The 26,338-nt window shown below is 41.8% G+C and carries 20 protein-coding genes and 1 pseudogene; 8 read left to right on the forward strand and 13 right to left on the reverse strand.

Going from position 1 to position 26,338, the window contains the following annotated elements:
* Window positions 1-47 precede the first annotated feature (47 nt).
* Both AC570I_RS00100 and AC570I_RS00105 read right to left on the reverse strand, forming a co-directional pair.
* The gene (locus tag AC570I_RS00100) at window positions 48-224 is read right to left on the reverse strand and encodes a hypothetical protein (RefSeq protein ID WP_497403185.1); all 177 of its coding nucleotides are present in this window, start codon (window positions 222-224) and stop codon (window positions 48-50) included.
* A 140-nt stretch (window positions 225-364) separates the two neighbouring features.
* The gene (locus AC570I_RS00105) at window positions 365-574 is read right to left on the reverse strand and encodes a hypothetical protein (RefSeq protein ID WP_497403190.1); all 210 of its coding nucleotides are present in this window, start codon (window positions 572-574) and stop codon (window positions 365-367) included.
* Between the two features lie 1,316 nt (window positions 575-1,890).
* On the opposite strand from AC570I_RS00105, the gene AC570I_RS00110 reads away from it, so the two are divergent.
* The 4 genes from AC570I_RS00110 (at window position 1,891) to AC570I_RS00125 (ending at window position 4,853) form a co-directional block, all read left to right on the forward strand.
* A complete protein-coding gene (locus tag AC570I_RS00110) occupies window positions 1,891-2,163 on the forward strand; it encodes a hypothetical protein (RefSeq protein ID WP_497403195.1) in 273 nt (90 codons plus the stop codon).
* 1,047 nt (window positions 2,164-3,210) lie between these two features.
* Window positions 3,211-3,639, forward strand: a complete 429-nt coding sequence (locus tag AC570I_RS00115; RefSeq protein WP_497403197.1) for an O-antigen ligase family protein — start codon at window positions 3,211-3,213, stop codon at window positions 3,637-3,639.
* 243 nt (window positions 3,640-3,882) lie between these two features.
* The gene (locus AC570I_RS00120) at window positions 3,883-4,374 is read left to right on the forward strand and encodes a tetratricopeptide repeat protein (RefSeq protein ID WP_497403199.1); all 492 of its coding nucleotides are present in this window, start codon (window positions 3,883-3,885) and stop codon (window positions 4,372-4,374) included.
* A gap of 266 nt (window positions 4,375-4,640) precedes the next feature.
* Complete coding sequence (locus AC570I_RS00125) at window positions 4,641-4,853, forward strand: hypothetical protein (RefSeq protein WP_497403201.1); 213 nt, start codon at window positions 4,641-4,643, stop codon at window positions 4,851-4,853.
* A 96-nt stretch (window positions 4,854-4,949) separates the two neighbouring features.
* Here AC570I_RS00125 and AC570I_RS00130 read toward each other — a convergent pair whose 3' ends face one another.
* The 8 genes from AC570I_RS00130 to AC570I_RS00165 form a co-directional block, all read right to left on the reverse strand.
* A complete protein-coding gene (locus AC570I_RS00130; RefSeq protein ID WP_497403206.1) occupies window positions 4,950-6,422 on the reverse strand; it encodes a tail fiber domain-containing protein in 1,473 nt (490 codons plus the stop codon).
* A 97-nt stretch (window positions 6,423-6,519) separates the two neighbouring features.
* Window positions 6,520-8,355 (reverse strand): PQQ-binding-like beta-propeller repeat protein, encoded by a 1,836-nt coding sequence (locus tag AC570I_RS00135; RefSeq protein ID WP_497403208.1) that lies wholly within the window; start codon window positions 8,353-8,355, stop codon window positions 6,520-6,522.
* A gap of 3 nt (window positions 8,356-8,358) precedes the next feature.
* Window positions 8,359-10,008, reverse strand: coding sequence for a Kelch repeat-containing protein (locus AC570I_RS00140; protein ID WP_497403210.1), 1,650 nt, complete (start codon window positions 10,006-10,008; stop codon window positions 8,359-8,361).
* A 14-nt stretch (window positions 10,009-10,022) separates the two neighbouring features.
* Window positions 10,023-13,490 (reverse strand): hypothetical protein, encoded by a 3,468-nt coding sequence (locus AC570I_RS00145; RefSeq protein WP_497403212.1) that lies wholly within the window; start codon window positions 13,488-13,490, stop codon window positions 10,023-10,025.
* Window positions 13,483-14,388, reverse strand: coding sequence for a hypothetical protein (locus AC570I_RS00150; protein ID WP_497403214.1), 906 nt, complete (start codon window positions 14,386-14,388; stop codon window positions 13,483-13,485). The genes AC570I_RS00145 and AC570I_RS00150 overlap by 8 nt, the downstream gene beginning before the upstream one ends.
* A complete protein-coding gene (locus AC570I_RS00155; protein WP_497403216.1) occupies window positions 14,385-15,701 on the reverse strand; it encodes a hypothetical protein in 1,317 nt (438 codons plus the stop codon). The genes AC570I_RS00150 and AC570I_RS00155 overlap by 4 nt, the downstream gene beginning before the upstream one ends.
* A 1-nt stretch (window position 15,702) precedes the next feature.
* Entirely contained in the window at window positions 15,703-18,627 is a 2,925-nt protein-coding gene (locus AC570I_RS00160) for a DUF6603 domain-containing protein (protein WP_497403218.1), read from the reverse strand.
* A 29-nt stretch (window positions 18,628-18,656) separates the two neighbouring features.
* On the reverse strand, window positions 18,657-19,262 hold the full coding sequence (locus AC570I_RS00165; RefSeq protein WP_497403220.1) for a hypothetical protein: 606 nt from the start codon (window positions 19,260-19,262) through the stop codon (window positions 18,657-18,659).
* A gap of 436 nt (window positions 19,263-19,698) precedes the next feature.
* On the opposite strand from AC570I_RS00165, the gene AC570I_RS00170 reads away from it, so the two are divergent.
* Complete coding sequence (locus tag AC570I_RS00170; RefSeq protein ID WP_497403222.1) at window positions 19,699-20,493, forward strand: glycosyltransferase family 2 protein; 795 nt, start codon at window positions 19,699-19,701, stop codon at window positions 20,491-20,493.
* A gap of 122 nt (window positions 20,494-20,615) precedes the next feature.
* On the forward strand, window positions 20,616-20,933 hold the full coding sequence (locus AC570I_RS00175; protein ID WP_497403224.1) for a hypothetical protein: 318 nt from the start codon (window positions 20,616-20,618) through the stop codon (window positions 20,931-20,933).
* Window positions 20,934-20,935: 2 nt separating this feature from the next.
* On the opposite strand, the gene AC570I_RS00180 is transcribed toward AC570I_RS00175, so the two are convergent.
* Genes AC570I_RS00180 through AC570I_RS00190 form a run of 3 tightly spaced genes read right to left on the reverse strand, consistent with a single transcriptional unit; the run spans window position 20,936 to window position 24,076 of the window.
* The gene (locus AC570I_RS00180; RefSeq protein ID WP_497403226.1) at window positions 20,936-22,984 is read right to left on the reverse strand and encodes a tetratricopeptide repeat protein; all 2,049 of its coding nucleotides are present in this window, start codon (window positions 22,982-22,984) and stop codon (window positions 20,936-20,938) included.
* Window positions 22,985-22,994: 10 nt separating this feature from the next.
* Window positions 22,995-23,363 carry a DUF2304 domain-containing protein gene (locus AC570I_RS00185; protein WP_497403228.1) on the reverse strand — a complete coding sequence of 123 codons (369 nt, stop codon included), beginning with the start codon at window positions 23,361-23,363 and terminating at the stop codon, window positions 22,995-22,997.
* 2 nt (window positions 23,364-23,365) lie between these two features.
* Window positions 23,366-24,076 (reverse strand): glycosyltransferase family 2 protein, encoded by a 711-nt coding sequence (locus tag AC570I_RS00190; protein ID WP_497403230.1) that lies wholly within the window; start codon window positions 24,074-24,076, stop codon window positions 23,366-23,368.
* Between the two features lie 381 nt (window positions 24,077-24,457).
* Between AC570I_RS00190 and AC570I_RS00195 the strand changes: the two genes are divergently transcribed.
* Together AC570I_RS00195 and AC570I_RS00200 are read left to right on the forward strand one after the other, a co-directional pair.
* Entirely contained in the window at window positions 24,458-24,964 is a 507-nt protein-coding gene (locus AC570I_RS00195) for a T9SS type A sorting domain-containing protein (RefSeq protein WP_497403232.1), read from the forward strand.
* A gap of 29 nt (window positions 24,965-24,993) precedes the next feature.
* Window positions 24,994-26,338, forward strand: a pseudogene (locus AC570I_RS00200) (hypothetical protein); the annotation flags it as partial.

Here is a 26,338-nt window from a genome sequence, read left to right on the forward strand (position 1 = left end):
ACACACCGATGATGAAGCACCGATGGAAAGCAGTTCATTGTTGAAGCTTAAATTGCCTGTACGCGATGCACCTTGATGGGTTCTTTGGAAAATCCGAATTCTTCGGGTGTGTACCATTTCTTTGTGGTTTTACCGTAGATCCAGGTATTGGTTTCTTTAGCTCTTAATGCTAGACTTGCGCGGAAATTGCGTTCCACACCCGGCGTTGTTCCCCATGCGCTCATTCCCAGTCAACATTTTTAACGGTTAATAATTTATTATAGAACATGCCCCGGCCGCGGATTACCACGCCAAATGTATAATTCCGATGGCCGGTGTAACGAAGAAATATGGCGAGGTTTGGCTTTAAAATTTGCTCAACAAGTTAAGGTGCAACATCCTGTAACTTTCCTTTAAAATACCTGTCGGTATACGATTCATTAAATCCACTCAAATCGATCAATATATTAGAGTCATTTACTTCTATCAACTTATCAAGGCTGAGTATCCATGGCTGCATATACTCGTTTAACCAAAACCAGCTTTGGATTTGGCGCTCAAGCGCGGGTTGATATGTAACGAAGTTCGATTCCATAAAACTAAACCAAAGTTTGCTAATAATTTTAGTATTTGCAAATAAAGTTTTAATTACGGATTCTTATTGTGAGGAGCAGAGTCGTTTATCGATTTGATAAAGGATGGGTTAGAGTAATTCCTGAATATGTAGGGTGATAATTCTAGATATGGCAGCAAGTCATATTAAAGATAATTAAATAAGACAGGTTTCGAAGCTCAGCAAAAGCTTTCGGACAACTTAGGCAGCGCTTTAAGGTGATCAGGTCGTTTTAACATAAAACCAACATACATACCACAGTATCTCGGTTTAATATCATTGCTGAAGATTTAACGGACATCAATAAGGATTTATGCGCCGCTGTAATAATGCTTAACCTTTTCTCCTCAACTTCTCCCTTCTCAGGGTCCATTGTGTCAGAATAGGGTTAACAACAAAGTCCAAAAAAATGTTAATGATCGCTTCCATTTTTTAAAATGTGTGATTAAACCAAATATTATCTTTTCAAATATAACTAATTTTTTAAGAGCAAAATTCTTAGTCAAAAGTAACTATTAGTTATAAACCGTTTAATCTTTCCAGGTAAAACCAATCTGAGCATTGTATTTGTAGGTGCAACTTGCTTGTCTTTTTCCTTGATGCAGGACATGGAGTTAACGAAGTTAGATAAATATAATAGTTTAAAAAATTAGTAGCTTCACCCCACGATGAAAATTTTTTACGCTATCCTGCTGAGCTTATGCTCTACAAGCCTCTTTGCGCAAGTTTTAAAAGGAAAGATAACCACAACAGGCGATTGTCCAGTGACAACAGTTTGTCAGTGCAAGTAAGCGTATTTAAAAAAAAACAGTATCAGATACTTTAGTTAAGGGTAAGTGTGATGTTCTTTTAAGAAAATTGCTAAATTTAAACTGAAAAATATCTGTAAATGGCTTTAGATTTCTTTTGAATTATTTATCACAACATTGATTTCAAAATATCCCTTCCGTGGCTTTGCCGCAGTTCGACTTATCCAGTAGATTCGTAGTACCGTTGCACTTAACTCGCTTGGGTTTTCCTTGTACTTTCCTTGGACATTCCTTGGGTCATGCTTGGGTAAATGCAACGAAAACCCATTTGAAACCCATTTAAACCCGCTTTTTCTTGATAAAATCCCCTTAAACCCACCGGGAAGGTACTTTTTGAAATTGTAATTCTTAAATAAACATCAATAAAACCAACAAGAAACAGTCTGGCAAAATTAAAAAGGTTTTTTTGAAACATGATCAGGGAAAATCAGCCTGTTGTAAAATCGAGCTACATTGATATCAAATTATAAGATTTTGTATTTTCGCGTCATGAAGATCATTTATGTCATTTTGCTAAGCCTTTTCTCCACAAGCCTTTTCGCCCAGACCTTAAAAGGAATCGTATACGGCGGTAACCTCCCATTGGAAAACGTTTATCTGCGAAACCAGCGGAGTGAAAAATATGCACATACAAATGAATCTGGTTTTTTTCTGATGAAAGACGTGAAAACAGGTGATACCATCAGGAAAACCCTGCTTGGTTATTCGCCAGTAACAAAAGTCGCAAGCGGATTTGACAGGGGTATAATTATTAATCAATAAACTAAGATATTTAATGAAAGTCAATACTATATTTTTCAAGCTTTATCTAAAGCTATTTTTTCCATTTTTGATTATTATGCTTGGAATAGGCCATGCTATTTCAGGATACAAACACTCAATTAAGCATGCTCCAATATTTCTATTGGGCATGTCTTACACACCTACAATTTGGACATTTGTGGCAACAATAACAATTACAATTATCGCAGCAATAATTGCAATAAGTATGTTATTGAAAATACGAAAATATCAAAACAAAAATCCTTAAGGACATTAATGTTAACATTGCTTTCGATTTGAGCTTTTATTTTCTAATCATCATATTTATGGATTCTTTGCAAAATGTCCTTCGATAGATTCACTACCTAATATATTTATGGAAGTTTGGTAAAATGATAACAAAAATGAAAATTCGTTCATTTCAAACTTTGGAGCGAGTAAAGTCAGTTGTACATGAGATATTAATTGTCCTAATATTTGTTTCAATATTTTTTCATAATAAGTACCTTTATAATTCTCCAAATTACAGTTTTGACCACTACAATTTTGCTTTAATTATTTGCTTAACGTCACTTTTTTTCTGTGTATATGAGATACTATTCCGAAAAAAGTCGATCAAAATTAATCATATAGATATTGCATTTGGATTATTCATGAGCATCCTGCTTTGAAGCAGATTCAAATCATATTTCGTTTTTTTTAATGAAATTTCTATCAACTTTTTCTTAGTTACAACCTTATATCTAATCATTCGCCTTCACAACGACTTATTGAGGTTATTTAATCTTCTGACGGTTATCTGCTTTCTTGTTACACTGGAGATTGCTTACTCAATTATAAATTACTTACCAAGCCTTAATTCATTGTATTTCAAGCGTTTTTCCGGGAATTCTGGCCTCACGGCATGCTTGATAGTTTTGGTATATCCGTTTATTTTATATGGATTCAAAAATAAAATTAGGTATCAAATTGGGTTGACATTTATTTTCCCAATTATACTATCTCTCACCCACTCTCGAGCGGCTTTCTTATCTCTCATTTACATAATTGTGTTTTTTCTCTCAGTCGCTTTATCTGAGACATCAAATCAAAAAAAAAATCGTAAAAAAAATATTCCTTTTTCTATCTATTGGCTTGGCAATTTCGCTATTCGCATACCTACTATTTATAAAACAACCTTCGATTTATGGGCGATTGATAATTTGGAAAATAACATTATTAAATTATAAACAATATATGTTTTTTGGTGTTGGTTACGGGGAATTTCCAATGTTTTATCAAATTTGGCAACGCCAATACATTACTTCAGGCCAATTGGATTTGAATTATGTAAGATTGGTTGATCTTCCAAATAATGCCTTCAATGAACCATTACAGATTCTTGTTGAGTCTGGTGTTATGGGGCTCGTTTCCTTTCTTTATTTGGTTTACTCTATCTATTCGTTAAGACCTTGTGTTAAATTTTATCTTGTTTAGACTATGAAAGTTAGTCTTGGTAGCGTGGTAATATTCTCTTTTTTCTCATACCCTTTCCATAGTATGCCAATATTAACATCTATCATTATAATCCTATCCATTTTATCGAATTCGAGTAAATGCTATTTTGAAATAGTAGGTAGATTGTTTGTTTTTAGGTTAATAGGGATTTTCTTTTGTCTGATGTCTCTTATCTTAATATGGAAGTTCGATCAGAAAAATAAAGCCATAGAGAATTGGAGCATGTCTAAAAAGCTTTTTAATGGCTCTAAAGAGCGTGGTATAGAACTTGCAAAGATTTATGATCAATTAAGTGAGAACGGATCATTTTTATTTGATTACGCAAAAACATTGTATGAGAACGGTGATTATTGCGCGAGTATAGATATATTGGACAAATGTATTCTCGCTCAATCCAATACTGATGCATATTTCTTAAAGGGGAAATGTTATGAGAAACTAAAAAAATTCTCCAGTGCAGAGGAGATGTACAACGTTGTCCAATTCACTACGCCATATAAGATAACGGCTAAATACTATCTATTTAATTTATATCGCTTAGAAAATGACAGGGAAAATGCTAAAAATATTGCTGTCAATATAGTTAAATCTCCTTTGAAAATTCTATCTGTGGATGGGTATAAGATAAAGGCGCAAGCGAAGCTTTATTTAGACAGTATAGATATGGGGCCGTCGAGCCAGCCGCAGTCCAGAAAAACAATGTTGAGCCCATAAAATCAACGAGTAGCTCACATGATCCCTCTTCAAGTGAGCACCTGCGCGGAATATACGATGACCAGGTAATGTTAGTCATTTATGCATCTCAGCTCCATGCTGTAACAGGATCAGTAGCCGCTGCATTGAGAAGGGATGGACGGATCAGCTATACGTTGTCTGCGAAAGACATTAGGCAGTTGGTAGAAGTATATATAAGGGTCGCTACTTATCCGGTGACAAGTCATTCATAACTTTGTATTAAAAATAAACTACATTTGCAGCCTATGGCAGATCAACTAAGATATGGGAAGGTTATTCATGTGGATGTACATAAAAATAATGGAACAATTCTGGATGAAAACGAACAAGAAATTGATTTTCTGCTCAATGGGCAACCAGGGGCAGTTTTATTGAATGATAGCGTAAGTTTTATCATTCAGTATATTCACCATGAATTAAAAGCCTGCCACGTAGCGAAGACTGTTCATAGCCTGTAACTGCCCCTGATTTTGATCCATCTGGCTTCTGCACGAGCCTTATCCTAAAACAATTTTGTTGAAATGATATGATAGGAAAAGGGCTGGTTTTCTTCTTTAAATCTTCCCAACCCTCGTCCTTTGGCCATATTGCCCCTTCACTGCCATACTGTTATCTTTTTTTGTTTTTTTCGTGTTTCGCGTCAGCTGCTTTCCATTATTGGTCAGCACAGTTCTAACAAGATCAGCAAGCTGCTTATTCTGGCTTTTCAGTATTTCAACTTCTTTTCTCAGTTGTTCGGTTTCTTTTGATAGTTGTTGGATCCCCGAAATACCCAGTGAAAACAACTGCTGATAATCTACCGCCAGAAAGTCGTTTACTTTCTTCCCAAAAACAAAGATTTCCTCTGCTGGTCCTGTCCAGCCTTTTAACCTGAAACTTTTTTCGTCATGGGTTTCGATCACGCCTTCGTGGCTCAATTGATCCTGCGTTACGATTCTCACCACGTCCCCAGAAACCAGGTGATGAGGTGCTTTCATGAATACAGTTAATTGATCTCCGTTAAGACTAACGCGCTCGGCTGGAGCATAAATGCTCGGAACAAAATCCTCCGCCTGGCTAACCGCCCGCGGATAAATTTGTTTGACTTGTTGTGCTATGAATCCTTTCGTAAGGCCGGTTCCATACATCTTTTTGTCTTTATACTGAAAGCTGGAAACGGGTAGCTGATTGAGAAGTTTCAGATCTTCTTGTGTATTATCTACCGTAATCGAATTTTTTATGCGTTCGTCTGAATGGATATATAGGCCGAAACCAACATCAATACCGCCTACACCTTTTATCGAAATAGGCTTTTTACTGGTGCCGTCGCCCATTCCATCTTTTCTCGGCCCCTCGATATATTTGTCGGCCGGTTTTCCGTATTCCTCTGCAATTTTGTAGCTATTGATTTCTACAGGATAGTCTGAAGCCAAAACCGGACCCGAGCCCACAGTTAATTTGCCGGTCACAAACAAACCTAAATTCACGTTTGGTCCTCCACCAACAACAAGCATATTGCTGGGCATACCTGTTCCAAAAGGAAAAATGTATGCATTATTCCTATCGTATCGAAGTACATGGGTATCTTTGTGGAAAAGGTATGAGTCTGCATCTGATTTCAAACTTCCTCCTGCGATAACATTTCCATTCTGGTCTATGGTCATTAGCCTGGTGAGTCCAGATCCATCCCTCGATGTGTTGTCAAAGGTAAATCCCCCAGCCCAGTCTCCTTTGTGATTGACGAAGTTACTCTCGCCGTTATTGGATGAGTAATTCCAGGTAAGATGAAGCCCCTGCTTATTCGGATTAAATCCGCTACCACCAGCAATGTGCATTGTCTTACTTTTCACCGTACCGTTTTGCAAAACTAAATTGCTGTCTATTTTCACCGATCCTGCAACATGCAATAACGCCTCTGGCTTTGGTGTCCCTATGCCTACCTTCCCCGCGGGTGTTATGGTTAGCGGATCACTTTGGCCAAGGGCTGCCCCGGTAGACAGGATGATACAAACTAAGGTTAGAAGATAAGTCAGTTTTGCATTTTTCATGAGTTTGGATTTGTTTAGCAACGGTAAGAAACTGTTTTGCTGGGTAAATTTATTTATAGAGGATATCTCTGGGTATGGGAATTTAAAAGAAGTCATATCAGTTAGTTTGATTTTTAATGGTTTTTACAGAAAAGCTCGCGCCAGATTTGATGATCAAACCAGGTTTAAAGGATACGGTACCTGATGATTGTACTGAAATTTGAGCAGACTTGTCGATATTGGTGTTTAAGCCGAATGTGAGAGGCCCATAACTCATGAGCAGTTTTTGGTTGCTCAGGATATAATTCTCCGGCACAGTGAGCTGGTTAGCCCTGAAGGTGACTGTGCTGCGATCCCGGTCTTCTGCCTTCAAAGTATAATCACTTACAAAGGTTTTTGGATAGAAAGAATATAAAGCATTGTCTGATGCCGCGTATAGTACCCCATTACTTGCCAATACCAAACCAAAGTTTAACCTGGGCATGTTCTGCTCTTTTTCAATGTGTAGTTGGTCATGATACCAGCTGTAAAAGGTATTTTTATTATTCATCATGTAAGCATTTCCGCTGCCATCACTCACCAGTGAAAAAACTCCCTCTGCATCTGGAAGATTTGCTATGAGATTTTCTTTACCACTTTGGATGCTGTACAATGAGCTGTCGTGGATCACAAAACTTTTACCGCCGGCAAGACAGGTCACCTGCGACAGCCCTTTTACCCCGATTTGGAGGGTTTTCATGAGGTTTTTATCATATATAAACAAAGAATCAGCTTGCTTGCCAGGAACGCTGATATACACCTGGTCTTCAGTGTCGACTACCGGGATGCGCATTCCCTTAACCAGAGAGTCGGATTTTATCTTAGCCGATTGGAAACGTTGCGAACCATCTTCTGTGCTAATGGCAAGCACCCGTGAGCTGTCAGCGTCGAAGAGGTACAATAACCGGCCGTTATTTCCCAGTGCCATGCCTGGTGTATTGGCAGCAAATTGCCACAGCAAGCGATGCTGGGGGTAGGCCGAGTAGGCGTATATGAGGTTTTTCGAGGTAACTACATAAAGGCTTCCATCTTTGCCAATAAGCGGAGAAAGTTTTATTTCATCGTCAAGTTTAACAGCTGCGATGTTTTTCTTTTGTTCGAGATCTATAATTTCCAGGCCCCGTGCGGATGGATAATAGAGTAAGCCACTTTCTGTTACTGCAGGGCTGGCAACAGCTTTTCTGAGTGTATCGCCTGTTAAAGCTTTCATCTTGCCGGTGAGGGCGTCAATTTCCTGTATTTGATAACTGCTATTAATGGAGTTCTGAATAAAAAGCCGGTCCTTATACAATACCGGTGAGGTTTGTATATTTGATATCTCACAAAAGCGATCGATTTTCATACATTGGGGATCAGCTCCTTCAAAACGCATGAGGAGGTGATTGCTTTGCTGTGGATCGGATTTCAGGTGAGTCCAGTTTGCGCTAAGCGGATTTGTATTGGTATAGCCTGCAATTAACCGGGGCATTTTGTTTACCTCTGCACGTTGTTCTCCCCATAAGATGGCATTCGCGTTCGTCTGGCTGGATTCGATGGTGAGTACGAGTTTAAGGGGTAAAGGGCTTTGGTAAATGGACTCAAAATTCAACGGAATCCTTAAAATGCTGCCAGCCTGTGCTTTACTGCTAATGTTTTTATAGCCAATCTGCTTCCCCTTCAATTTAATCCTGAGGATCTGATTAACCGTTGATGCTTTTGAAAGTACCAGCTGGAGCTCGAAGGATTTAAGTGTGGCATTGCCAGGATAACCCCGCAAGAAGGTTATTGTATCAGCTTTGTTTATCTTAATATCCAGTTTGTCGGTTTTTGTATTCGCCGGTATTATGGTAATATATTGGGCAAAACCACTAATTTGCTGTGCCAGTAGGAGAAGCAAGCTGAGGTTTAGGTAAATGAAAATCTTTTTTCTTTTCATGGTTTAGGATTTTTGGGGAACGTAGATAAAGTAGCGTAAATCAGCTGTATAGAGTTTGTCGTCATAACTCAATCCGCACATCCAGATGACTCCCTTGAAACTAACGGCTTGTATGTTGAACCAGTAACTGTCCATGCTCCAGCCATCGAAAGGTTCCCAGTCTATACCATTGATTCTATTGACCCTTGATAAACGGCCGCCATTGGCCACTGTTGTGATCAGGAAGCGTTCAACACCAATAGAAACAGCAGTGCAGTTGTAGAAGAGTGATTTGTCAACCTCCCCACTAATATATGCTGACCAGCGCTGTCCATCGCACACCTGAGCGGTCAGGATGCTTTGATCAAGTTTTCCAGGCACATCCCCATAGCCGCCAAAAAGCTCAATCCTGGATTCGAAACTAATGGCTGAAGCCATACACAAGGGGGAAGCAAGCGGTGGACCGGAAACCCAGTTTCGTCCGTCGGTACTTTTCCATACTTCAGTGCAGGTACCCGTATCCATAAATCCCCCGATGATCCAGATTTCATTGCCATGCACTACAGTGGCATGCCCCATCCTGGGTTTAAAAGCTGGTATTTCTTCCTGTTGCCAGCCATTCCCAAGGTCGTGAAAGTCGAGAAAAAATATATTGTTGCTCACCTGATCCGGATAAAAACGACTTCCGCCGATCAGATAAATCTTATCATTGAACACTACGCCAGCACTGCCGGCGAATTCCTGTGGAACAATTGTTTTTCCATTGGTGAAGGTAATGCCACGATTGTGGTAGGCGCTTCGTTTCCATAACAATCCGTCAACACTTTCATATAAATACACGTTATCAAATTCAATGCACAAGGCATACAGTTTATCCCCAAAGGGATATAGGCCAACGAGATCCGCTTCCTGGAAGGCGTTGCTAACGGTCATCAATTCACTTTTGCCATGGATATTAATTTGAACAGAGGGATTGACAACAGCTTTATGATCCTGGTTTTGAACTTCCAGAATAAATTTAGAGGATTGCTTTAGTGGTTCTGTGTTTAAACGCCCACTATCAAGTGCGAAGCCTTCCAATGAATATTTATTGGTTTGGCTGGTGATTTCCCCTGAACTTGCATCCGAAACGGACCATGAAAACGCAGCCTTTTGATTATTCACCAAAACTGTACGTTCTGCAGTGAAAAAGTTTACAATTGGTGCTTTGGTGTTTTTGGTTAAAGAAATCCATGCTTTAGACTCTTCGATTATATTTTTTCCTTCACGCAACCAGCATGCCGCTATTGAAGTTTGCTGGAAGACAGGTTTTTCACCTGATCCAATTTGAAATACTATTTCTGCGAGCTCGGGGTCGCTACAGCTAATGTTGTATACGCCAATGCTTTTTGGAAACTTTTGAATCGTGATATCAGCAACTTCTGTTTGTATTTCTTCGTCAAGCGCGTTCCAGTCATCACTGTTGATCAGTGATTGATCCGGATCGGTTGTCAGGTACAGGGAAACTGACCCACATACCGGGATGATAAGCCGCACCTGACTGGCACCATTAAAAATGATTTTGTATTTTATAACATATTGACATCCGGTAACTACCTGAACACCTTTCTTCCAGGTATTACCCCCGTCAGCGGACAGAAGAAGTTCTGGGTTATGTTTTATATTTTCGTGCATAGATTCAATTTCCTTTAACTATTTTTTCTAACCAATTTCAGCCAGCCTTCCCTGATTTTTAAAGGTGCATGAACAGAGGTTGACTTCTGGTCATACTGAGGCTTCTCCTGTACCGTTTCAGTGGGATCGGAAGGTTTTTTTTGTGACCATGTCCATTCATGCCCTGCAACTTCTCTAAGCGGTATGCTTAACCCGGAAACCGGTGACAATAACGGGGCAATGAGAAAACGGGGGCTTAATAAGGAGAGTGTTTTCCTGATGACCTGGACAGGAAGTTCACAACGGAGTGCAGGTAGTATTTCGCATTGTGCATCAAAGCCTGCCCGGGGATCCATGATTAAAGATAAGCTGACAGTCTCTCCCATTTGAAGCGGAATTTGATTATTCACCTTCATATATTCTCCCGGTTCACGGATCGTCAGGCCTTGTGAAAGATAAAGCTGACTGAAACCTGAATCCGGAGTTCGATCGTGTATGAAGTAGCCCAGCAAACCATTTGTGTCATTCGATCCGCTACCCATGATGAGCTGGAAAGATGGCTTTGGGGCCTCGGAATCCGGAGTGGTATTCCACGTTGCCTTTTTTACCAATGGATCGCGGGTTTCGAGCACATAGCTTGCAGATGCCAGCGCAAGCGGGTAACCAACAGGTACATCCATTGTGAGCGACTGCCCAGCCGTGGATGTACGCAGCCTTTTTTTCATTTCAGTGATTTGATACCAAAGGCCGGAAAAGCTATCCCTCTTGTTGAGCAAACCCTGAATAAACGACTTAAGCTTAATGTTCCGGATGTCTGCCGACACACCTGGGGAAAAGGTAAATGCAGTTTGCTGATCTTTGTTGTACAGCAGACCAAGCTCTTCTCCAGACGCATCAAAAACGGTAATATTCGATTCGATCAGGTTGAGCATGAGCCATCCCCATACCGGGCTTGTTCCCGGATCTGAGCTGGTGCGCTGTTCCGGGTTTGTAGCACTTAGCCACTCGAAGCGCAGCCGTGAAGGCTGAATAACACGCCTGGATAATTGTATTTCACCTTTGGTTACGGGCAGGCCTTTGGAGACATAACAGCCTTCGATCATTTCCTTTGTACATTCAAACACCTGTCCGAAGGTATCTATTACGCGAACGAGATCTAATGAAAGTGATCCATCCCTAAATGGTGAAAACACAGTACTATCTGGTGTTTCCATCCAGGCGTATTGATTTCCGATATATCGCTGAAGGTATTCACGGTCGAACTCAAGTTGGTCATTTAAAGGGGGGAGCTGTAATGCCGACTGACGCATCAGCATAAGGTTCCCCAGGCCGCTTAACCGTTGAGACATTACTCCGGATTGCTGAAAAACAGCATTCTTTTTCCCATTAGCCAGTTTAAGGTTAAGCGCTGATAACTTGCTCTGCAAATCAGCAGACAATAGCGTTCTGCCGGAGTATAGGGTAGCGGGGTTACTTTTTTCAATTGATTGCCATTTTACCCTCCATTCAAGATACAGGGGGATCCATGGTTGTTTGATTCTTTTTTTTATCGCATAACCTGATGGGAGTAGCCTTTGGTCTCCATCTTCACCCAGCTGGATGTAGTCGCCTTTTCCCACAGTCCACAATTGCTTGAGCATTTCCCTGATCACCTCATCGGGAATATTGCCTGATAAATCCTGCAGCCTGGCTTTAACCGGTAAGCCATAAGATTCATCAAGAAATATTGACTCGCCAAATAGCAGTGATATGCCCGCAGGAATATCCTGGTGCACAAACAGGAGTCCATCGGAAGTTACATCCCCGGTATTTACTAAATAACGCTGTTCAGAAATCTTAAAGTTAATACTTTGTACCAGATGCCGCTCTGTTCTGCAAAATATCTTAGGTTCATCATTCAGGTCGTTAGTATACCGCTCTGCGGGATCTACGCCGTCAATCACCAGAGCCGGATCCATCGGTTCATAAAAACCTGGAAGGGGTACTTCCTTTAGTTCATAACCTGAAAGGTTTGGAACTGAAAGCAAAAGCCTGCCTACTTTACGGTAAGCATCCGGTAATTCGCCATGGTATGCGTCAGGCCACGACTCCACGGGAGAAATCTGACGCTTAAGTCCTGTTAATCCACTTTTAACCTGATCAATTATTTTTTCATGGTTGCTGATTTCCTGATCAATTTCGGATACCAGCACCGAAGGGTTCCCTGTTTCAGGAAATGCGTCGGTTTGAATATAGCGTTTTTTTAAAAGTAGTGCATACAGGGCTGCGCTGTTGTGAGCCAGTTGTGCGCCATACTGATCAAACCTTTGCTGAATATCGTTGAGTTTGTTCAAAGATGCTGATACATCTGATGGGAGAGGGTCAATCAGTTCCCCGTGTTTCGAAGCCTCTTCGTTTACATCTGCCGATTCTTTTTTCTTTCCGGCCTGCAAAATCCATTGGGTTCCGGAAGCGATATTCCGAAAACTGCGCTCCTGTATCTTTTCTTTCAGCATGCCAGCTCCATTATCAAATAAGCCGTGCTTTTCCATAGATTGATACTGGAAGGCTGCAAGCATATTTGCAGGAACACCAAGTTGATCAGAATTAATTTTTGATGGTAGTATAGCGGCGAGGGCGTCTGTAGGCGATTGGCCTATGCTGATCTTCACATTGCCTTTTGAAGGAATACTACTTTGCTGCACATCCGTCCATTTTACAGATCTAAGCATGCTGTGACAAATCAACTGTTTTGGAAAATCCGGCTCCGGCAAATGGCCTTCAAGGCTCCAGGACTCCTTTTCAAGGAAATACTCAAACTCCTGCCGGCTTTTTATTAAGTGGAGCGGATCCATTTCGTTTTGAGAAAACCACCCGTAAACGCGGTAAGTGAGCGAAGTTTCCAGAGGAACATCTTTCATGTCATCAAAGAATCCGAAAACATTTTTACTATGCATATATGATGCTGCAAATGCAGGATTTCCAGGTGCCATCATAGTCAGAAAACCCGCATCAGTACTTTTTGTGTTTTTTAGCCAGTCTCCAAGCAGATAATTTTTTCCAAGGCTTACCGGTAAAAGTTTAGTGATTCTATCATTTACGCGTTGCTCCTTCAGCCAGTTGTGATTTCCTATTTTTGTTTCCTGCCAGTAATCGCTTTCCAATACCCACGACTTCAACACTGGTCCCTGGCCATCCGCATAACTTCGGATGATCAGCCATCTGTTTGGTACGAGTGGAAATTCCAGTTGCTCCTGATCAGCATTATATTTTCCCTTCCTGAAATATCCTGGTAGCGTCCAGTGCAGATGTATTCCGAAGGCATCAGGCCTTGCCGGCCTTTCCTGCTGAGAAACATCGGCCTCGAGAAAGGAACCAAGACCTTGAAAATCATCGTAATTATTTAAATTTCTATATTTTACTGAAAGATCTTTCCATTTAAAATCCTTGTGGTTAATCACCAGTGCATCTAAATGCATGGGTACAAAGAGGTGCTGCCGATTTTCAGTTTTGATGTCAGTCATGAAAATTTTGAGTATAATCTTTCCATTGAATATTAAGTGTAATTTTTACTGGCAAGGCAAGCATACCCCTGGCAAGGCCAACTGCAGAACCTGTTTCCAGATCATTTGCCATCTGGGATATATCCAGGACGCCCGGCAGGCTGTTTTTCCGTTGCCTGAAGTTCTTATTGCTGATCTCGAAATGCGTTGCCTCTGGTGGCTGGGTGATTTCTATACAGGAAATTTTCCCTTCGCATAGGCATAAAAGCAGGTCCGAATCCAGTTGTTCCATTCGAACGATAGGTAGTATTGTATTTGCATCATTACGGTCTTTACCCATCACTTTTAATTCCAGGCCTTTGTTCCAGCCCTGTATTAGTGTGGAACGCATTAAAAAGCCAGTGTATTGCCAGTTTGTTTGTGCCAGGCCAGGTTCAGGTATTCCCCTGTCATCCAGTGTTATCCCTTTTTCTTTGATGCGGCTGTTGAGCGCTTCAACAAAATCTTCGGGAGAATATTGTCCTTCTATTTGTTTTTTAATCCTGTTTTTGGTTTCCTCAAAAAATAGCTCTGCAACATACTGACCACTCATAGCCTTTTTCAGTAAAATTAAACGTTGCTGTTGATCATCTGCTGAGACTACACTTAATGCTCCGTCCATTAATGCTGCTATCCATTCTTTGTCCAGAGAAAATATTTTGAGGCTCTCTTGCCCCTCATTCATCCCGATGGTTATGCTCTCAGCGTCTGCGTAGCGATCGTCGGGCAGTAAATAGTATGATGGAATACCTTGCAAGGTTCCAAGGCGTCCGAGGAAGGATTTTACTTCGGCGGGCAATTCAGGCGTGTTAAGATCATGATCAATAGATCTGTCCTGAAGTACGCTGCGCGTTTCTGAAAACAAATCAAACTGGCTCATGGTTCATCGGTATTTATATCCCACATCTCAATCATTAAAGCGGTAAGAATCTCATCGGTTTCTACTTTCAACATGATTTCTTTAAGGTCCTCAGCCCTGATCTGCTTTTGCTCAGATAATATTTTGCGGGCTACGGATAAGGGTTTTTCATTTTTGCGGTTGTTTTTCCATTGTTCCAGGCCCTTAATGAAGCCCGGATCAGCAAAGGCAAGTACTCGGCCAAGCTGCCAGGCCGCGGAATAAGAAACATCAAACATTCCCGAAGGCTCATCGAACCTCAGCGCCTGATCAGCGTTGTTAAACTGATGCGGTTCCCCTAGTGGAATATCTACAGGAACAAAAGGCCCCCGATACCAACTTAGGGATTTTTGACCATTTCGCCACTGGTGCGCCATGGGCATATAGCCCAGCCGGAGGGCTTTTTCTGCTGCCACTTTTGCGGGAGCTTTATACTCCTCCGGATGGTGTTTCTCGTGAATAGCGATGCGGTAGGGCGAGATATTATTGCACAAACTTTGCGCGATTTCAGTAAGCGTTCTTCCTTGTTCGCGAAAACTCCACTGTTGTAAAACCACCAGCCTGATTTGTCCGGAACCTTTCCCATCAAAGTGACGTTGATGCCCCTCCATTGAAAAAAGGATTATGGTTTGGTTTTCGCCAGCCTGGGGCCTCCGGTTGCAGATGATGGATGAGTACCATCCTTTTTCATTACTTCCGGTATTTTCTTTCGACAGCGTGTCTACTTGCCTGCAGTGTGTCAGCAAGCAGGAGTCTTTTGGTCCGGGAGCCAGTTGTCTGAAGAATTCCAGTGGCATCTCGCTAACATTCACCCTGGCTTCAGGATCTTCCCATGGCTGAATTTCTCCGAGCTCAGGTAACAACATATCTGGCATCTGGGCGACAGCAAGGTCTTTGACAGCCATTTCCTTAAATACAATTTTTTGGTCGTTGATTTCCTTTTCGGTGAGCATGATCAAAGACAACCAGGGTATTTCGGGTGAGCGAACATCATAAACTCTTTCCCAGGGCAAGGTTTTGCGGTTGAAAACAATATGAGGCAAGCTATTATGATATGCTCCTGTACTTCCAGACGCCGGATATAGGCTGTGAATAAGATCCGACTCGAGTTTAAAACGTGGGGAGGCTACCTTAAATTCTATTGCAGGCGCAGCATAAAATACATTCTTTCCATTCTCCACTTCTTCCAGTGTAATACTTGATTTTAACTGGTAATCTCCGGATTTAAGCGGAGGTAAAGCTATCTCTTGTAGTTTAATTTCGCCCAGGGCTATTTTATCTCGATGCAATAACATATCATTTATTTATTTTGGGTATATTCTGACCAATGGACGCCCGAAAAGCCGGATCCTCAATTCCCAGTTCATCGAAGCTTAACATATCAAAACCTCCGGTAAATCCAAGCTGTTTAAGGAAATTTTCAATTTCTGCATTGCCTTCTTTCAGTCGGTTGCTGATGACGAGTTCGATATCTTCCTGATAGGTTGAATCGTCGTTGTTGTAATAAGGTAAGTTATACACTGAATCCTCTCCAATATTTTGATAAACTATCGGATAGCTGATGGCTGCACTTGCCGGGTCAACCGTTTTAAGCAGGATCTTACTCACCATGTTTCTGATGATGCTATCGCCTTGATTGTATTGTTTAACCCCGGCACCTTTCCATAGCGCCGAAGCCATGCCTTTTGCAACAGGAATGTGTCTGATGTTTTGCGAGACCTTCACACCATTTAATTCCAGCCAAAAAGATAAAACAGATTTCAGCTGTATTTTCTCCATAGGCTTCACTCCAAAGCTCAATTCACGTTGAGAAAAAAGGATAGGGGCATCTGCACCGCTCACCTGGGTCAGCACTTCTTCATCTATAGCGTTTCCGCAGTATTCTATCGAGCTCAGCGGAAAAAAGGAATCCAATGAGAGTGTCAGATCATAAGGATTCACCAGCATGATTTCTTTTCCCTCCATATTCTTCATTTTATGGATAACTCCCGCAGTGATTCTGGCATCAATAGGTGCCGGGTTTCCATTTTTTTGCGGAATAAATGAAGTGGCAAATTCCTGCCAGCTCAATGCTACGGATTTTGTGTTTCCCGCGTCTCCAAAAGGTATTGTAAACGAAAAAATACTCCAGTCTACGTGAATCTGTCCGGCAAATGGCGGCCCCCATATGCTAACTTTCGCGCCCATTTCCAGTTTAAAGTGTACATTGACGAAAAGTACTTTGATGTTGGCCTCAATGCGGACACTAATGCCCGCGTCTATTTCATAGTGAAACGGAGCCCATTCAATGAATACATTAGCATATATACTTACCGATGCTTTCAAAAAGAAAAGATTGTATTCCACTTCCCATTTGCCGCCGGCCATGATGGCTTTTGGTGTAAGTGCATAATACATTTCCCCATAAATGGAAACCTTGTCACTTAATTTCCAGTTTAGGGCCAGGCGGTCAACCTTAGGGTAATGGCTGGGTACTTTAAATTCAGGATGATAGCCACCCAATGAAACCACGAAATCCCCTTCATGGTTGCCTGATATCCAGGTGTAAAAGGCAAAACCACCGGATAAATGGCAGTTTTTGTCAAATATAAATGAGTTCGGCGTGATCATAGCCTGCACAGCAATTACATCGCTTTCAGGACCAAATCTAGCCAGGATGGCAAGCTCTACATAAGCAATTGCAGGAATGTTTGTGCCGCTACGCTGCTGCTGTGGCCACTTGAGCACTGAAAGACCCATGATGGCAAATTCCAGTTTTGTACCAAAAGCAACCGTGAGCAAAACAAAGGATTCAATAATCTTAAAGGAAGAAAATTTGATGCCCAATGCCAGCCAGTAGTCGCCTGGGGCTGCGGGTAACCATTTTTCCAGCGAACCTGCCACAGCGCTGAACTGCGTATTGATATCTGATCCGTCTGAAGGATTCATAGCCAGCGCTACCAGCGGAAAGTCTGCAACATCCTTTAATTCTGGAAGTTTTATCGATCGGTTATATCCGAATCCTGCCGCTATACCTGTTACAAAGAAGAACGCGGGTCCTCCAATAGGACCGTTGTACATCGCGTAGATAAAGAAGGAGGTTTGATTGCTTTTAAGTTGTGAATAGCCTCCGATACCGGTAATACTGAGATTCGAAGTCGATATCTGGGCCATTCCATAAAAAGAAATATTTTCATTTGCTTTCTCTTTTACCCTCAGCAACATGCCGCTAATCATCAGCGGATCTTTTTTAAAGCTCAGTCCCAGGCCGGAAAGCGTAAATCTGAGAGAATCCAGGTTCCCCCGGAGCAACTCTGATGGTTTTACGCTTAAACCCAAACCTTCAAGATTGATTGTAAGCCCGGCCATAGCCACACTGGCATTGAATAATACGGAGATTTCACCCTGGTTATACGCAAAGCCAATCCTGGAAAGGGTAAGTGGACCAACTTTTTTATTTAAGGGAAACCATTTCGCTGCCGGGTGAAAAGGATCTTGTACAGCATCTTTAAGTTTGAGCTCCTGTTTTTCAGCAGGGACTGCAGATTCCTTATTTTTTTCTACCGGAAGGCTCAGGTCTACCGACTGATCCGGTAAATTCGTAAGGTTGAGTTTGCCTGCAAAATTTAAACCCTTTTGATAGAATTCGGGAGAGGTACCATCTGGTTCAGCTATTGATATTCGTGTAGCCTTCGCCGTATTAACGTCGTTATCTTTTTCCGGCGAAAGGTGTGGAAGATAAAACTCACCTGATTTGGAAGCATACACAAAGCCTAATCCGTTTATCCCGGAACCGCTGAGCTGTTCTCCTACCATAGGTAGATTCTCCAATCCCTTAATGTCAGTTCTCAATCCAAAACAATACCGAGTAGACTGCGTACTAATGTCAGTGGAGTGTTGAAAAAAGAACTCTACTAATTGTTTATCTACCTGGCCGAGCGCCACCACAGAAAATTCATGACGGCTACCTGAATAGCTGACATAAAGGTCTTTAATTATTGTTTCAGGAAATATTTCGTTGGGTATTTCTGGATGTTCATGCCCCTTTGGCTGTAGCTTGCCAATCAGACCGGTAAGCAAATCACTCACCGAAAGATTAAGTCCTTTAGTAGACCCGGAAAAGAAATGTTTGGAAAAAGCGGCCCCATTGCCAGCCATTGCCGGATCATGGAATACGGTGGATAAGGACACGTTGACTCCTGCCAGCTGCAGATCGAAAATGAGACGCGCTTCTAGATTCAAACTTGAAAACTTTACACGGTTAACCTAAATTATGTTGTTTCTTCGTCCGTCGAATCCGGATTAGTTGGGTCTGTTTCTTCGGCTGTTTCTTCCGCTGTTTTTTCCTTGGTGTCAGGAGGGATTACAATTGCCTGGGTGTACTCCAGTCCAAATCCAATGCTGTTTAACTGGATGACTTTACGAATATCCTGCAGGGTTGCCGGTATTATCGCGTTGTAAAACTCATCTTTTAATGCCAGTTTCATACAAAAACTAAAACTTATCCTGGTACTGAATTCCAGATTCCAGATTGAGATCTCTATTCCGTCCAGTGCTTCGCCGGTTGTCCCCCCCATTGCAGAGGTGCAAAAAGATTTAAATGTGCTACTCATGTTCGAAAATTTATCGTCCATGAAAGCAATAAGCTGTTTTATCGTTACCGTGATGACTTTGCCTTCCTCCATTTTAAAAGCCAAGCCTCCCAAAAGACTTTTTTTAAGCGCAGTAGTGGTAGAATCCTGATTTTTTAACAGGGCAGCCTTGCTTTGTACCGCCGGAGGCAGGTCAGCAACAGGTTTGGTTTTGTCTGATACTAGCTGAATGTTGTGTCCACCAATGTTCAGGTCGATGGATAGGTAATTAATTTTTACGGGCATGATTGATTGAGTTGGTTTATGTATGTGATTATGTGAATAAATGCAAATCAGCAGACGCTAGTGCTAACGGATGCCTGGTTCAACAAATGCTGGTGTAAAATACAGGAGTTTGGGATATCAAAAGAAGTATATGATCAGCGAATACATCGGAGGCTGAACAGATAGATATTTTCTGAATAAAGGGATGTTGCATTGGAGCGTTCGGTTGTATGGATAGCGTGACTAAAGATTCGAATTAATTCCAATAAATCCAATTGAAAATAAATAAAAAGGTATTTTTACGGTGATCATTTCTGGTGAGATGAAAACAATTGGAGCATATGTAATGCATTATAGGCGGTAAATTTAATGTGGCAGCTCCTGTATTATGAATATTCATTAGATTTGTAATATTTACCGATATAAAAAACATCGGAGTTCAATATTCTTCAATTTTATGCGCACTCATACTTTTGCTATTTTGGGATACCAGCAATCACCTTATCTGGAAGAATGTATCATCAGCCTGAAATCACAAAGTTTGCCTAGTGAAATCATATTGACCACCTCGACCCCAAATAACCATTTGAAGGCGTTGGCTGAGCAATATGGCTTAGCTTATCATATAAATGAAGGAAAAGGGGGATCAATTGGTTCTGACTGGAACTTTGCGATAGAGAAAGCCAATACACCATTGGTAACGCTTGCTCACCAGGATGATGTTTACGAAAAGGATTTTACGGCTCAGGTGGTTCAGGGTTACAACCGCTTGAGACAGGAAGGGGTTCAGTTGATTTTTACCGATTATGCAGATCTTGTTCATGGGAAGATCAGAGGAAGATCAAGAAATGCATTGATTAAAAAGTTATTGCTTCTACCGTTTTTAATCAGCAAGCAATTGAAAATGAATTTGCTCAAAAAAATATCCCTTTCTTTGGGCGATGCAATCTGCTGTCCGTCGGTAACCATCAATAAATCTTATCTGCCTGATTTTAGGTTTGATGAGTCCTATTTCTGTGCACTGGACTGGGAGGCCTGGTACAGGCTGGCGCAGCAGAAAGGCTACTTTATTTATATCCCCAAAAAGCTTCTGTTCCACCGGATACACCAGGAATCAGAAACAACCGCTCAGCTTGAAAGTGGCCAAAGAAGCAGGGAAGAAGCTGCAATGTTCAAAAAAATATGGGGATCCGCCATTGCCGGCATTTTGTCTCGCTTTTATAAACTTGGATACAAAGATAATCAGTTGTGAGAATGAGTTTTTTATATTCCCCCTAAATTAACACCCGTATGCAAAATTTAACGTCCCAATTTTTGTACTTGTTCCTTTTTACAACGCTCTACTGTTTTTCTAGTGCTTTTTCAATTGCAATATTGGGCAGTAAAAGTTTAATTCAGGGAAACCTCTTTCAGCTTTCGAATTTGATTGCCCTTGCTACCAATTGGCGATTTGCGCTTTCGATGTTCCTTGCTGTAGTATCGAGGATGTCTTTTGTGCTTATCAATAATACGTTAATTAAAATCCCTTACCTTTCGGATGCGGCTACAACCGTATCAGTTTTTATTACACTGATTTCGCTGGTATTTATTTTGGTTGTTAACCGCTATTACCTCAACGAGGTGCTGAATCTGAAACAGAGTATTGGCGCGTTGGTGGTAATGGTCGGGATTTTCGTAATGTTACAGAAATGATCTTATTTATTTTTAGGTTTTAAAGCGCCCATTGCCCAATCCAAATTGCCTTTAGCCAGCTTATGGTTTGGGTTTATTGCCAAAGCCTTTTTGCAGGCATTGGCACCGTTTTGCCATTGGCCAAGCTGGTTGTATGCCGCACCCATATTGCTGTAGGCATCAGCATAATTAGGATTCAGTTGAAGAGCTGCCTGGCATGCCTCAATACATTTTAGATAGTTACCTGAATTATAGTCGATCAAACTGGCATTCAAATAATCTGCAGCAGTAGGAGTTTGTGTATTGGTCTGATTTTCGGCTCTGGCGGCTATCGGTTGCTTATTTTTTGCTGCTTCCAGATAAGATTTAGCCTTTTGATCATCAGGCAATAACAAAAGAAGGTTATTGGCTCTTTCTGATAGCTTAACCCAATTTTGTTCAAGATTATAGGTTTCGAGAAGTATGTTGAGTGCCATTTGTGAGTTTGGGTTAAGTGAGAGCGCCTGCTCCCCATATTGTGACGCATCTGTATACCGACCCTGTTCCAGTAAATAACGGGCATAGTAGGCGTAAGTCTCAAAAGCATTGGGTTGCAAAGTTATAGCCTGTTTAAAATATCGCTCTGCTTCCAGGTGGTTTTGTTTTGCCCCGTTTAAAACACCCAGATTGATATGAAGGGTATAATAATTGGGCAAAAACTGTAGCGCCCGGATGAAGTAGCTTTCAGCGATATCATATTTGCCTTTTCCCATTTGAGTTAATCCGTAATTCATTAAGCCCCGCCCGTTATTCGGGCTTTTTAACGTTACATCATACCAAAGACTTTCTTCACTATTCCAGATGATATTGCGTTTGCGTACGCCATATACGTTCAGACCCAACACCAGTATTAACAACCCTGAAATGGCGTACTTGAAAAATGGTGAATTTGCAATGTTCAGGTCTTTCACTTTCAGTCCCAGATAGGTAACGACTGCGAGTGCCAGCCCTGTAAAGGCAAAATACATGCGATGATCGTTTGTAACTTCAGCGAAGGGTGCCAGTGAAGTTGGCAGGAGGGAAGCTGCAAACCAGATAAGGCCAAGGCTCACAGGTCTTGTTTCAGGAGTTCTTGATGTGCGAACAATACCAATCACCAATAAAATAACAAATACCACCCCCATGATGATCCGCTCATCAAGTAAATTGGTAATAACCACCCAGTCGGTATCTGCACTGAGATTGGCAGGAATAAAAAAGGAAATAAAGTAATGTAACCAGACATAACTTTGCGTCAGTACATAGGGAAGCCATGGATTTGTTATGCCCGGAACGCTGGATATTTTGGAAAGGGTATAGATCTGCACGACCAGAATAGCCAGGGTAAGGGGGAGGAGTCCAATGAATACTTTTAATGCAATTTTAAGTTGCTGTAATTTAAAAATCCGGGTCAGGCTAACCTCTTCTTCAATAATTAATTTATAAAAAAACAGAATGATAAGCAATACAGGGACAGTTTCTTTAGCGAAAACACCAAGCATTGCAGGGATAAGGTACAAATAGTATTTACGTTTTTCCGGCCAGAAAATATATGTGCCCAGCGAAAGCAGGATAAAAAAAGTAGATAAAACATCCGAGCGTGAGATTACATAATTTAGCGTTTCTGCGTTTGCAGTATGCAGGGCAAACCATGCTGTTGCAATGGCCGCAATGTAAGACGCCCATGGCGTGTTGCTGTTTCTCAACAATCTCTGATAGATCAGGTATAGAAGTGCACACAGGAGGATGTGCCACAAGAAGGTGGAGAGTTGAAAATAGAACGGATTGAGCCCTTTGCCCAGCGCATAGTCTATGGCAAGTGTTGTAGTCACCAGTGGCCTTAAACCCCAGTGTTGCGGGTCAGCGCTGAACATTTTAGGATCTGAGAAAAATGCAGGGATGTTTTTAAGACTCCGAATGGACACATTATCCACTACGGCATGTGCATCATCAAAGTGAAAGGTATTGCCGAAATGATTGGCATAAGCAAATATCAGGAGCGCCAGTACTAAAGAGGCAAAAATAATCAGAATTCTATTGGTCGAAGTTGTCATAGTTGTCAGATCAGGAAAGGGGATTGATGTTCTCCTTGCTTTCAATATCGTTAATTTGTTTTTTCATCAGCGCTATTTCCTGCGCCATTTGTTTGTTTTGTCGCTGTAATTTAGAAGTTGCCACACTTAGGTGCAGCAGGTAAATCAGAATAGCGAATATAGATCCTGCGAAAACGAGGTTGGCCGGAATCGCGATGCCTACAAGTCGCGCCAGAAGATTCAGTCCGTCCTCATAAAAGGAGAAAATAACAAGAATTAATGTGCTTAGAAACCATACAATTGAATATTCCTCCCGTAAGCGGTTTTTGATAATTAACCTGCAGATATAGAACAAAAATGCGAGGCTGGTGATGATCGTAATGAGTTGAATTCTCCCCATAATTAGTTAACTTTTCGGATTGCAGAAAATATCATGGCAATGGTTACTTTAATGCAATAGTATAATGAGGCAAAGTTGCCAATAGATGATTTTCCTCCATCCCGGCTTCGCATCTCTACCGCCGTTTCGCACACTACAAGTCGTTTTCGGGCAAACATCACCAGTGATTCTGGTTCCGGATAATCGTCGGGATAATATTTTGCCGCAAGGGCTATTGATTTCTTATCGAACAGGCGAAAACCTGAGGTGCTGTCATAAATATTTTTTCCGGTAAAGGCTTTGTTCAGCCAGTGAAAATAGGAAATCCCCATTCTTCTGACTAATGAGGACTGGAATCCGGCTTTCTCCAAAAATCTGGAGCCAATTACGAGGTTTGCTCCTGTCCGTTCATAGCAGGCCAATAGTTTTTGAATTTCCCCGGGAGGATGCTGGCCATCTCCGTCAACTTGAATAGCCAGATCAGCTCCGGTATGCAAAGCGTGCCGAAGCCCGCATTGAACGGCACCCCCAATGCCCAGGTTAACCGGAAGGTTTAACAGGTTTACCGGATACCTGCTGGCTACAGCAGCAGTAGCGTCTGTAGAATAATCGTTTACTACCACAATATCAAGAGTATAGGCTGCTGTTAGTTTCAGTGCCAGCAACTCATCCAGTAGTTTCGGTAATGCAATGTGTTCATTAAAACAAGGGATTACAACAAGGAGATTCTTCACGTTAATTCTTGGACAAGGGTGTCTATGGTTCCAAAAATATAAAAAAAATGAATGATTTACATCGTAAAACAAAAGCGAGGGAATGAATTGAATTTTTTAGAATAAAATTACTGTAAGCGGTCAACATTTTTATCTTATAAATTTTTACTCCTCAAAATAAATAGATGTGCCATAGTGTGCTTGTAGCGTTACATTTAACTTGATGTGACGGGGATCGTAATCAATTTGTGTTATTCGAAGCCATGCCTTTGTGGCTATAGCAATACAACAACATTCAACAAAGTTTGATTTAAATCAAGTAAAAAATAGGGGAAAAATACCCTATTTGAAAATATTATAAATTTACAACACTTTATTTTTTTACATTTGAGCACACAAGATATGATTAAGCTCTCAACACTTATAACATCCCTTGCGGTGATGCTGTGCATCAATACCGCTCATGCCCAGCTATTGGACCGCAGCGTGATCTCTACTGCCGGCGAAAGTGCAACAGCTGGAAATATCACTCTAACTTATACCATTGGCGAACCAGTTGCAGAGCTTTTCGTGAATGCTAATGCAGGCAAAATCCTCACTTTAGGTTTTATCCAGGGTGATCAGCTTATTAATTTGCCTTTTGCAATTGTTACCCGCGAGCTGGCTGTATTCCCCAATCCAACTACCGGAGATAATGCAAAACTGGATATGCGGAATATGCCAGATGGTGATTATACACTGGAAATCTGCGATGTTCTGGGAAGAATACTATTTACTAAGTCAATACAATATACAAAAGATTTTAGCCTGAACCTTGATCTGGATATTTCCAGGTTTAAAGGCGGTACATATTATGTCCGTGTGCGGAATGATCTGGCCAAAGGAACTGTGAAACTTGTAAAATTATAATACCCTTATTCATTTTTTATCATCATCCCATGCTTAAAAAAGCTTTATTAACGCTCGTTCTGTTGTTTTCGCTTGCGGCTGCCCAGGCGCAAAGCCAGAACTTCAAATTCCAGGGAATTGCAAGGAACAACAATGGAACCATTTTATCTAATGCGAATCTTGGTATCCGGATTTCGATACGAAGTGGTTCTGCAACCGGCAATATCGATTATCAGGAAACCCACACGGTAAGATCCAATCAGTTCGGGACGTTCTCAATAGATATTGGCGGCGGTTCCGTTTCCAGGGGTGTATTTAACAACATTGACTGGGCAGCTGCTCAAAAATATATTCAGACAGAACTTAACACCGGCTCAGGTTATGTAGACATGGGAACGGCTAAATTGCTTAGCGTACCTTATGCTACATATGCATTTAATGCACCGGGATCAAGAGGTGCTACGGGTGCGACTGGACCACAAGGTGCTACTGGTGCCACAGGTGCTCAGGGAATTCAAGGTATTGCGGGTGCAAACGGAGCAACAGGCCCACAAGGTCTTCCTGGTTTAAATGGTGCAGCTGGTGCTAACGGTGCCACTGGCGCGGTTGGTGCTCCAGGTATTCAAGGTATAGCAGGTGCTACTGGGGCAACTGGCGCTCCAGGTATTCAAGGTATAGCAGGTGCTACTGGGGCAACTGGCGCACAAGGTATTCAAGGTATAGCAGGTGCTACTGGAGCAGTTGGTGCTACAGGCGCTCCAGGTATTCAAGGTTTAGCAGGTGTTACGGGAGCAACAGGCCCACAAGGTCTTCCTGGTTTAAATGGTGCAGCTGGTGCTACTGGCGCTACAGGTGCTCAGGGTATTCAAGGTTTAGCAGGCGTTACGGGAGCAACAGGTCCACAGGGTCTTCCTGGTTTAAATGGTGCAGCTGGTGCTAACGGTGCCACTGGTGCGGTTGGTGCTACAGGTGCTCAGGGTATTCAAGGTTTAGCAGGTGTTACGGGAGCAACAGGAGCAGTTGGTGCAAACGGAACGACTGGGGCTACAGGTGCACAAGGTATTCAAGGCATAACTGGCGCTACAGGAGCAACAGGCCCACAAGCTCTTCCTGGTTTAAATGGTGCAGCTGGTGCTAATGGTGCCACTGGCGCGGTTGGTGCTACAGGCGCAACAGGCCCACAAGGTCTTCCTGGTTTAAATGGTGCAGCCGGTGCAAACGGTGCTACTGGTGCTACAGGTGCTCAGGGAATTCAAGGTATAACAGGTGCAACTGGTGCTACAGGTGCAGTTGGTGCAAACGGAGCCACTGGGCCTACAGGCGCTCAGGGTATTCAAGGTATAGCAGGTGCAACTGGTGCTACAGGTGCAGTTGGTGCAAACGGAGCAACTGGGC

The sequence above is a fragment of the Pedobacter sp. A2324 genome (genome assembly GCF_059693705.1).

Coding starts and splice junctions, on each gene's coding strand:
- AC570I_RS00100 (WP_497403185.1), bottom strand. CDS start 224: ATGAGCGCATGGGGAACAACGCCGGGTGTGGAACGCAATTTCCGCGCA.
- AC570I_RS00185 (WP_497403228.1), bottom strand. CDS start 23,363: ATGGGGAGAATTCAACTCATTACGATCATCACCAGCCTCGCATTTTTG.
- AC570I_RS00155 (WP_497403216.1), bottom strand. CDS start 15,701: ATGTTATTGCATCGAGATAAAATAGCCCTGGGCGAAATTAAACTACAA.
- AC570I_RS00195 (WP_497403232.1), top strand. CDS start 24,458: ATGATTAAGCTCTCAACACTTATAACATCCCTTGCGGTGATGCTGTGC.
- AC570I_RS00125 (WP_497403201.1), top strand. CDS start 4,641: ATGGCAGATCAACTAAGATATGGGAAGGTTATTCATGTGGATGTACAT.
- AC570I_RS00110 (WP_497403195.1), top strand. CDS start 1,891: ATGAAGATCATTTATGTCATTTTGCTAAGCCTTTTCTCCACAAGCCTT.
- AC570I_RS00140 (WP_497403210.1), bottom strand. CDS start 10,008: ATGCACGAAAATATAAAACATAACCCAGAACTTCTTCTGTCCGCTGAC.
- AC570I_RS00135 (WP_497403208.1), bottom strand. CDS start 8,355: ATGAAAAGAAAAAAGATTTTCATTTACCTAAACCTCAGCTTGCTTCTC.
- AC570I_RS00130 (WP_497403206.1), bottom strand. CDS start 6,422: ATGAAAAATGCAAAACTGACTTATCTTCTAACCTTAGTTTGTATCATC.
- AC570I_RS00170 (WP_497403222.1), top strand. CDS start 19,699: ATGCGCACTCATACTTTTGCTATTTTGGGATACCAGCAATCACCTTAT.
- AC570I_RS00165 (WP_497403220.1), bottom strand. CDS start 19,262: ATGCCCGTAAAAATTAATTACCTATCCATCGACCTGAACATTGGTGGA.
- AC570I_RS00180 (WP_497403226.1), bottom strand. CDS start 22,984: ATGACAACTTCGACCAATAGAATTCTGATTATTTTTGCCTCTTTAGTA.
- AC570I_RS00120 (WP_497403199.1), top strand. CDS start 3,883: ATGTCTAAAAAGCTTTTTAATGGCTCTAAAGAGCGTGGTATAGAACTT.
- AC570I_RS00105 (WP_497403190.1), bottom strand. CDS start 574: ATGGAATCGAACTTCGTTACATATCAACCCGCGCTTGAGCGCCAAATC.
- AC570I_RS00145 (WP_497403212.1), bottom strand. CDS start 13,490: ATGACTGACATCAAAACTGAAAATCGGCAGCACCTCTTTGTACCCATG.
- AC570I_RS00150 (WP_497403214.1), bottom strand. CDS start 14,388: ATGAGCCAGTTTGATTTGTTTTCAGAAACGCGCAGCGTACTTCAGGAC.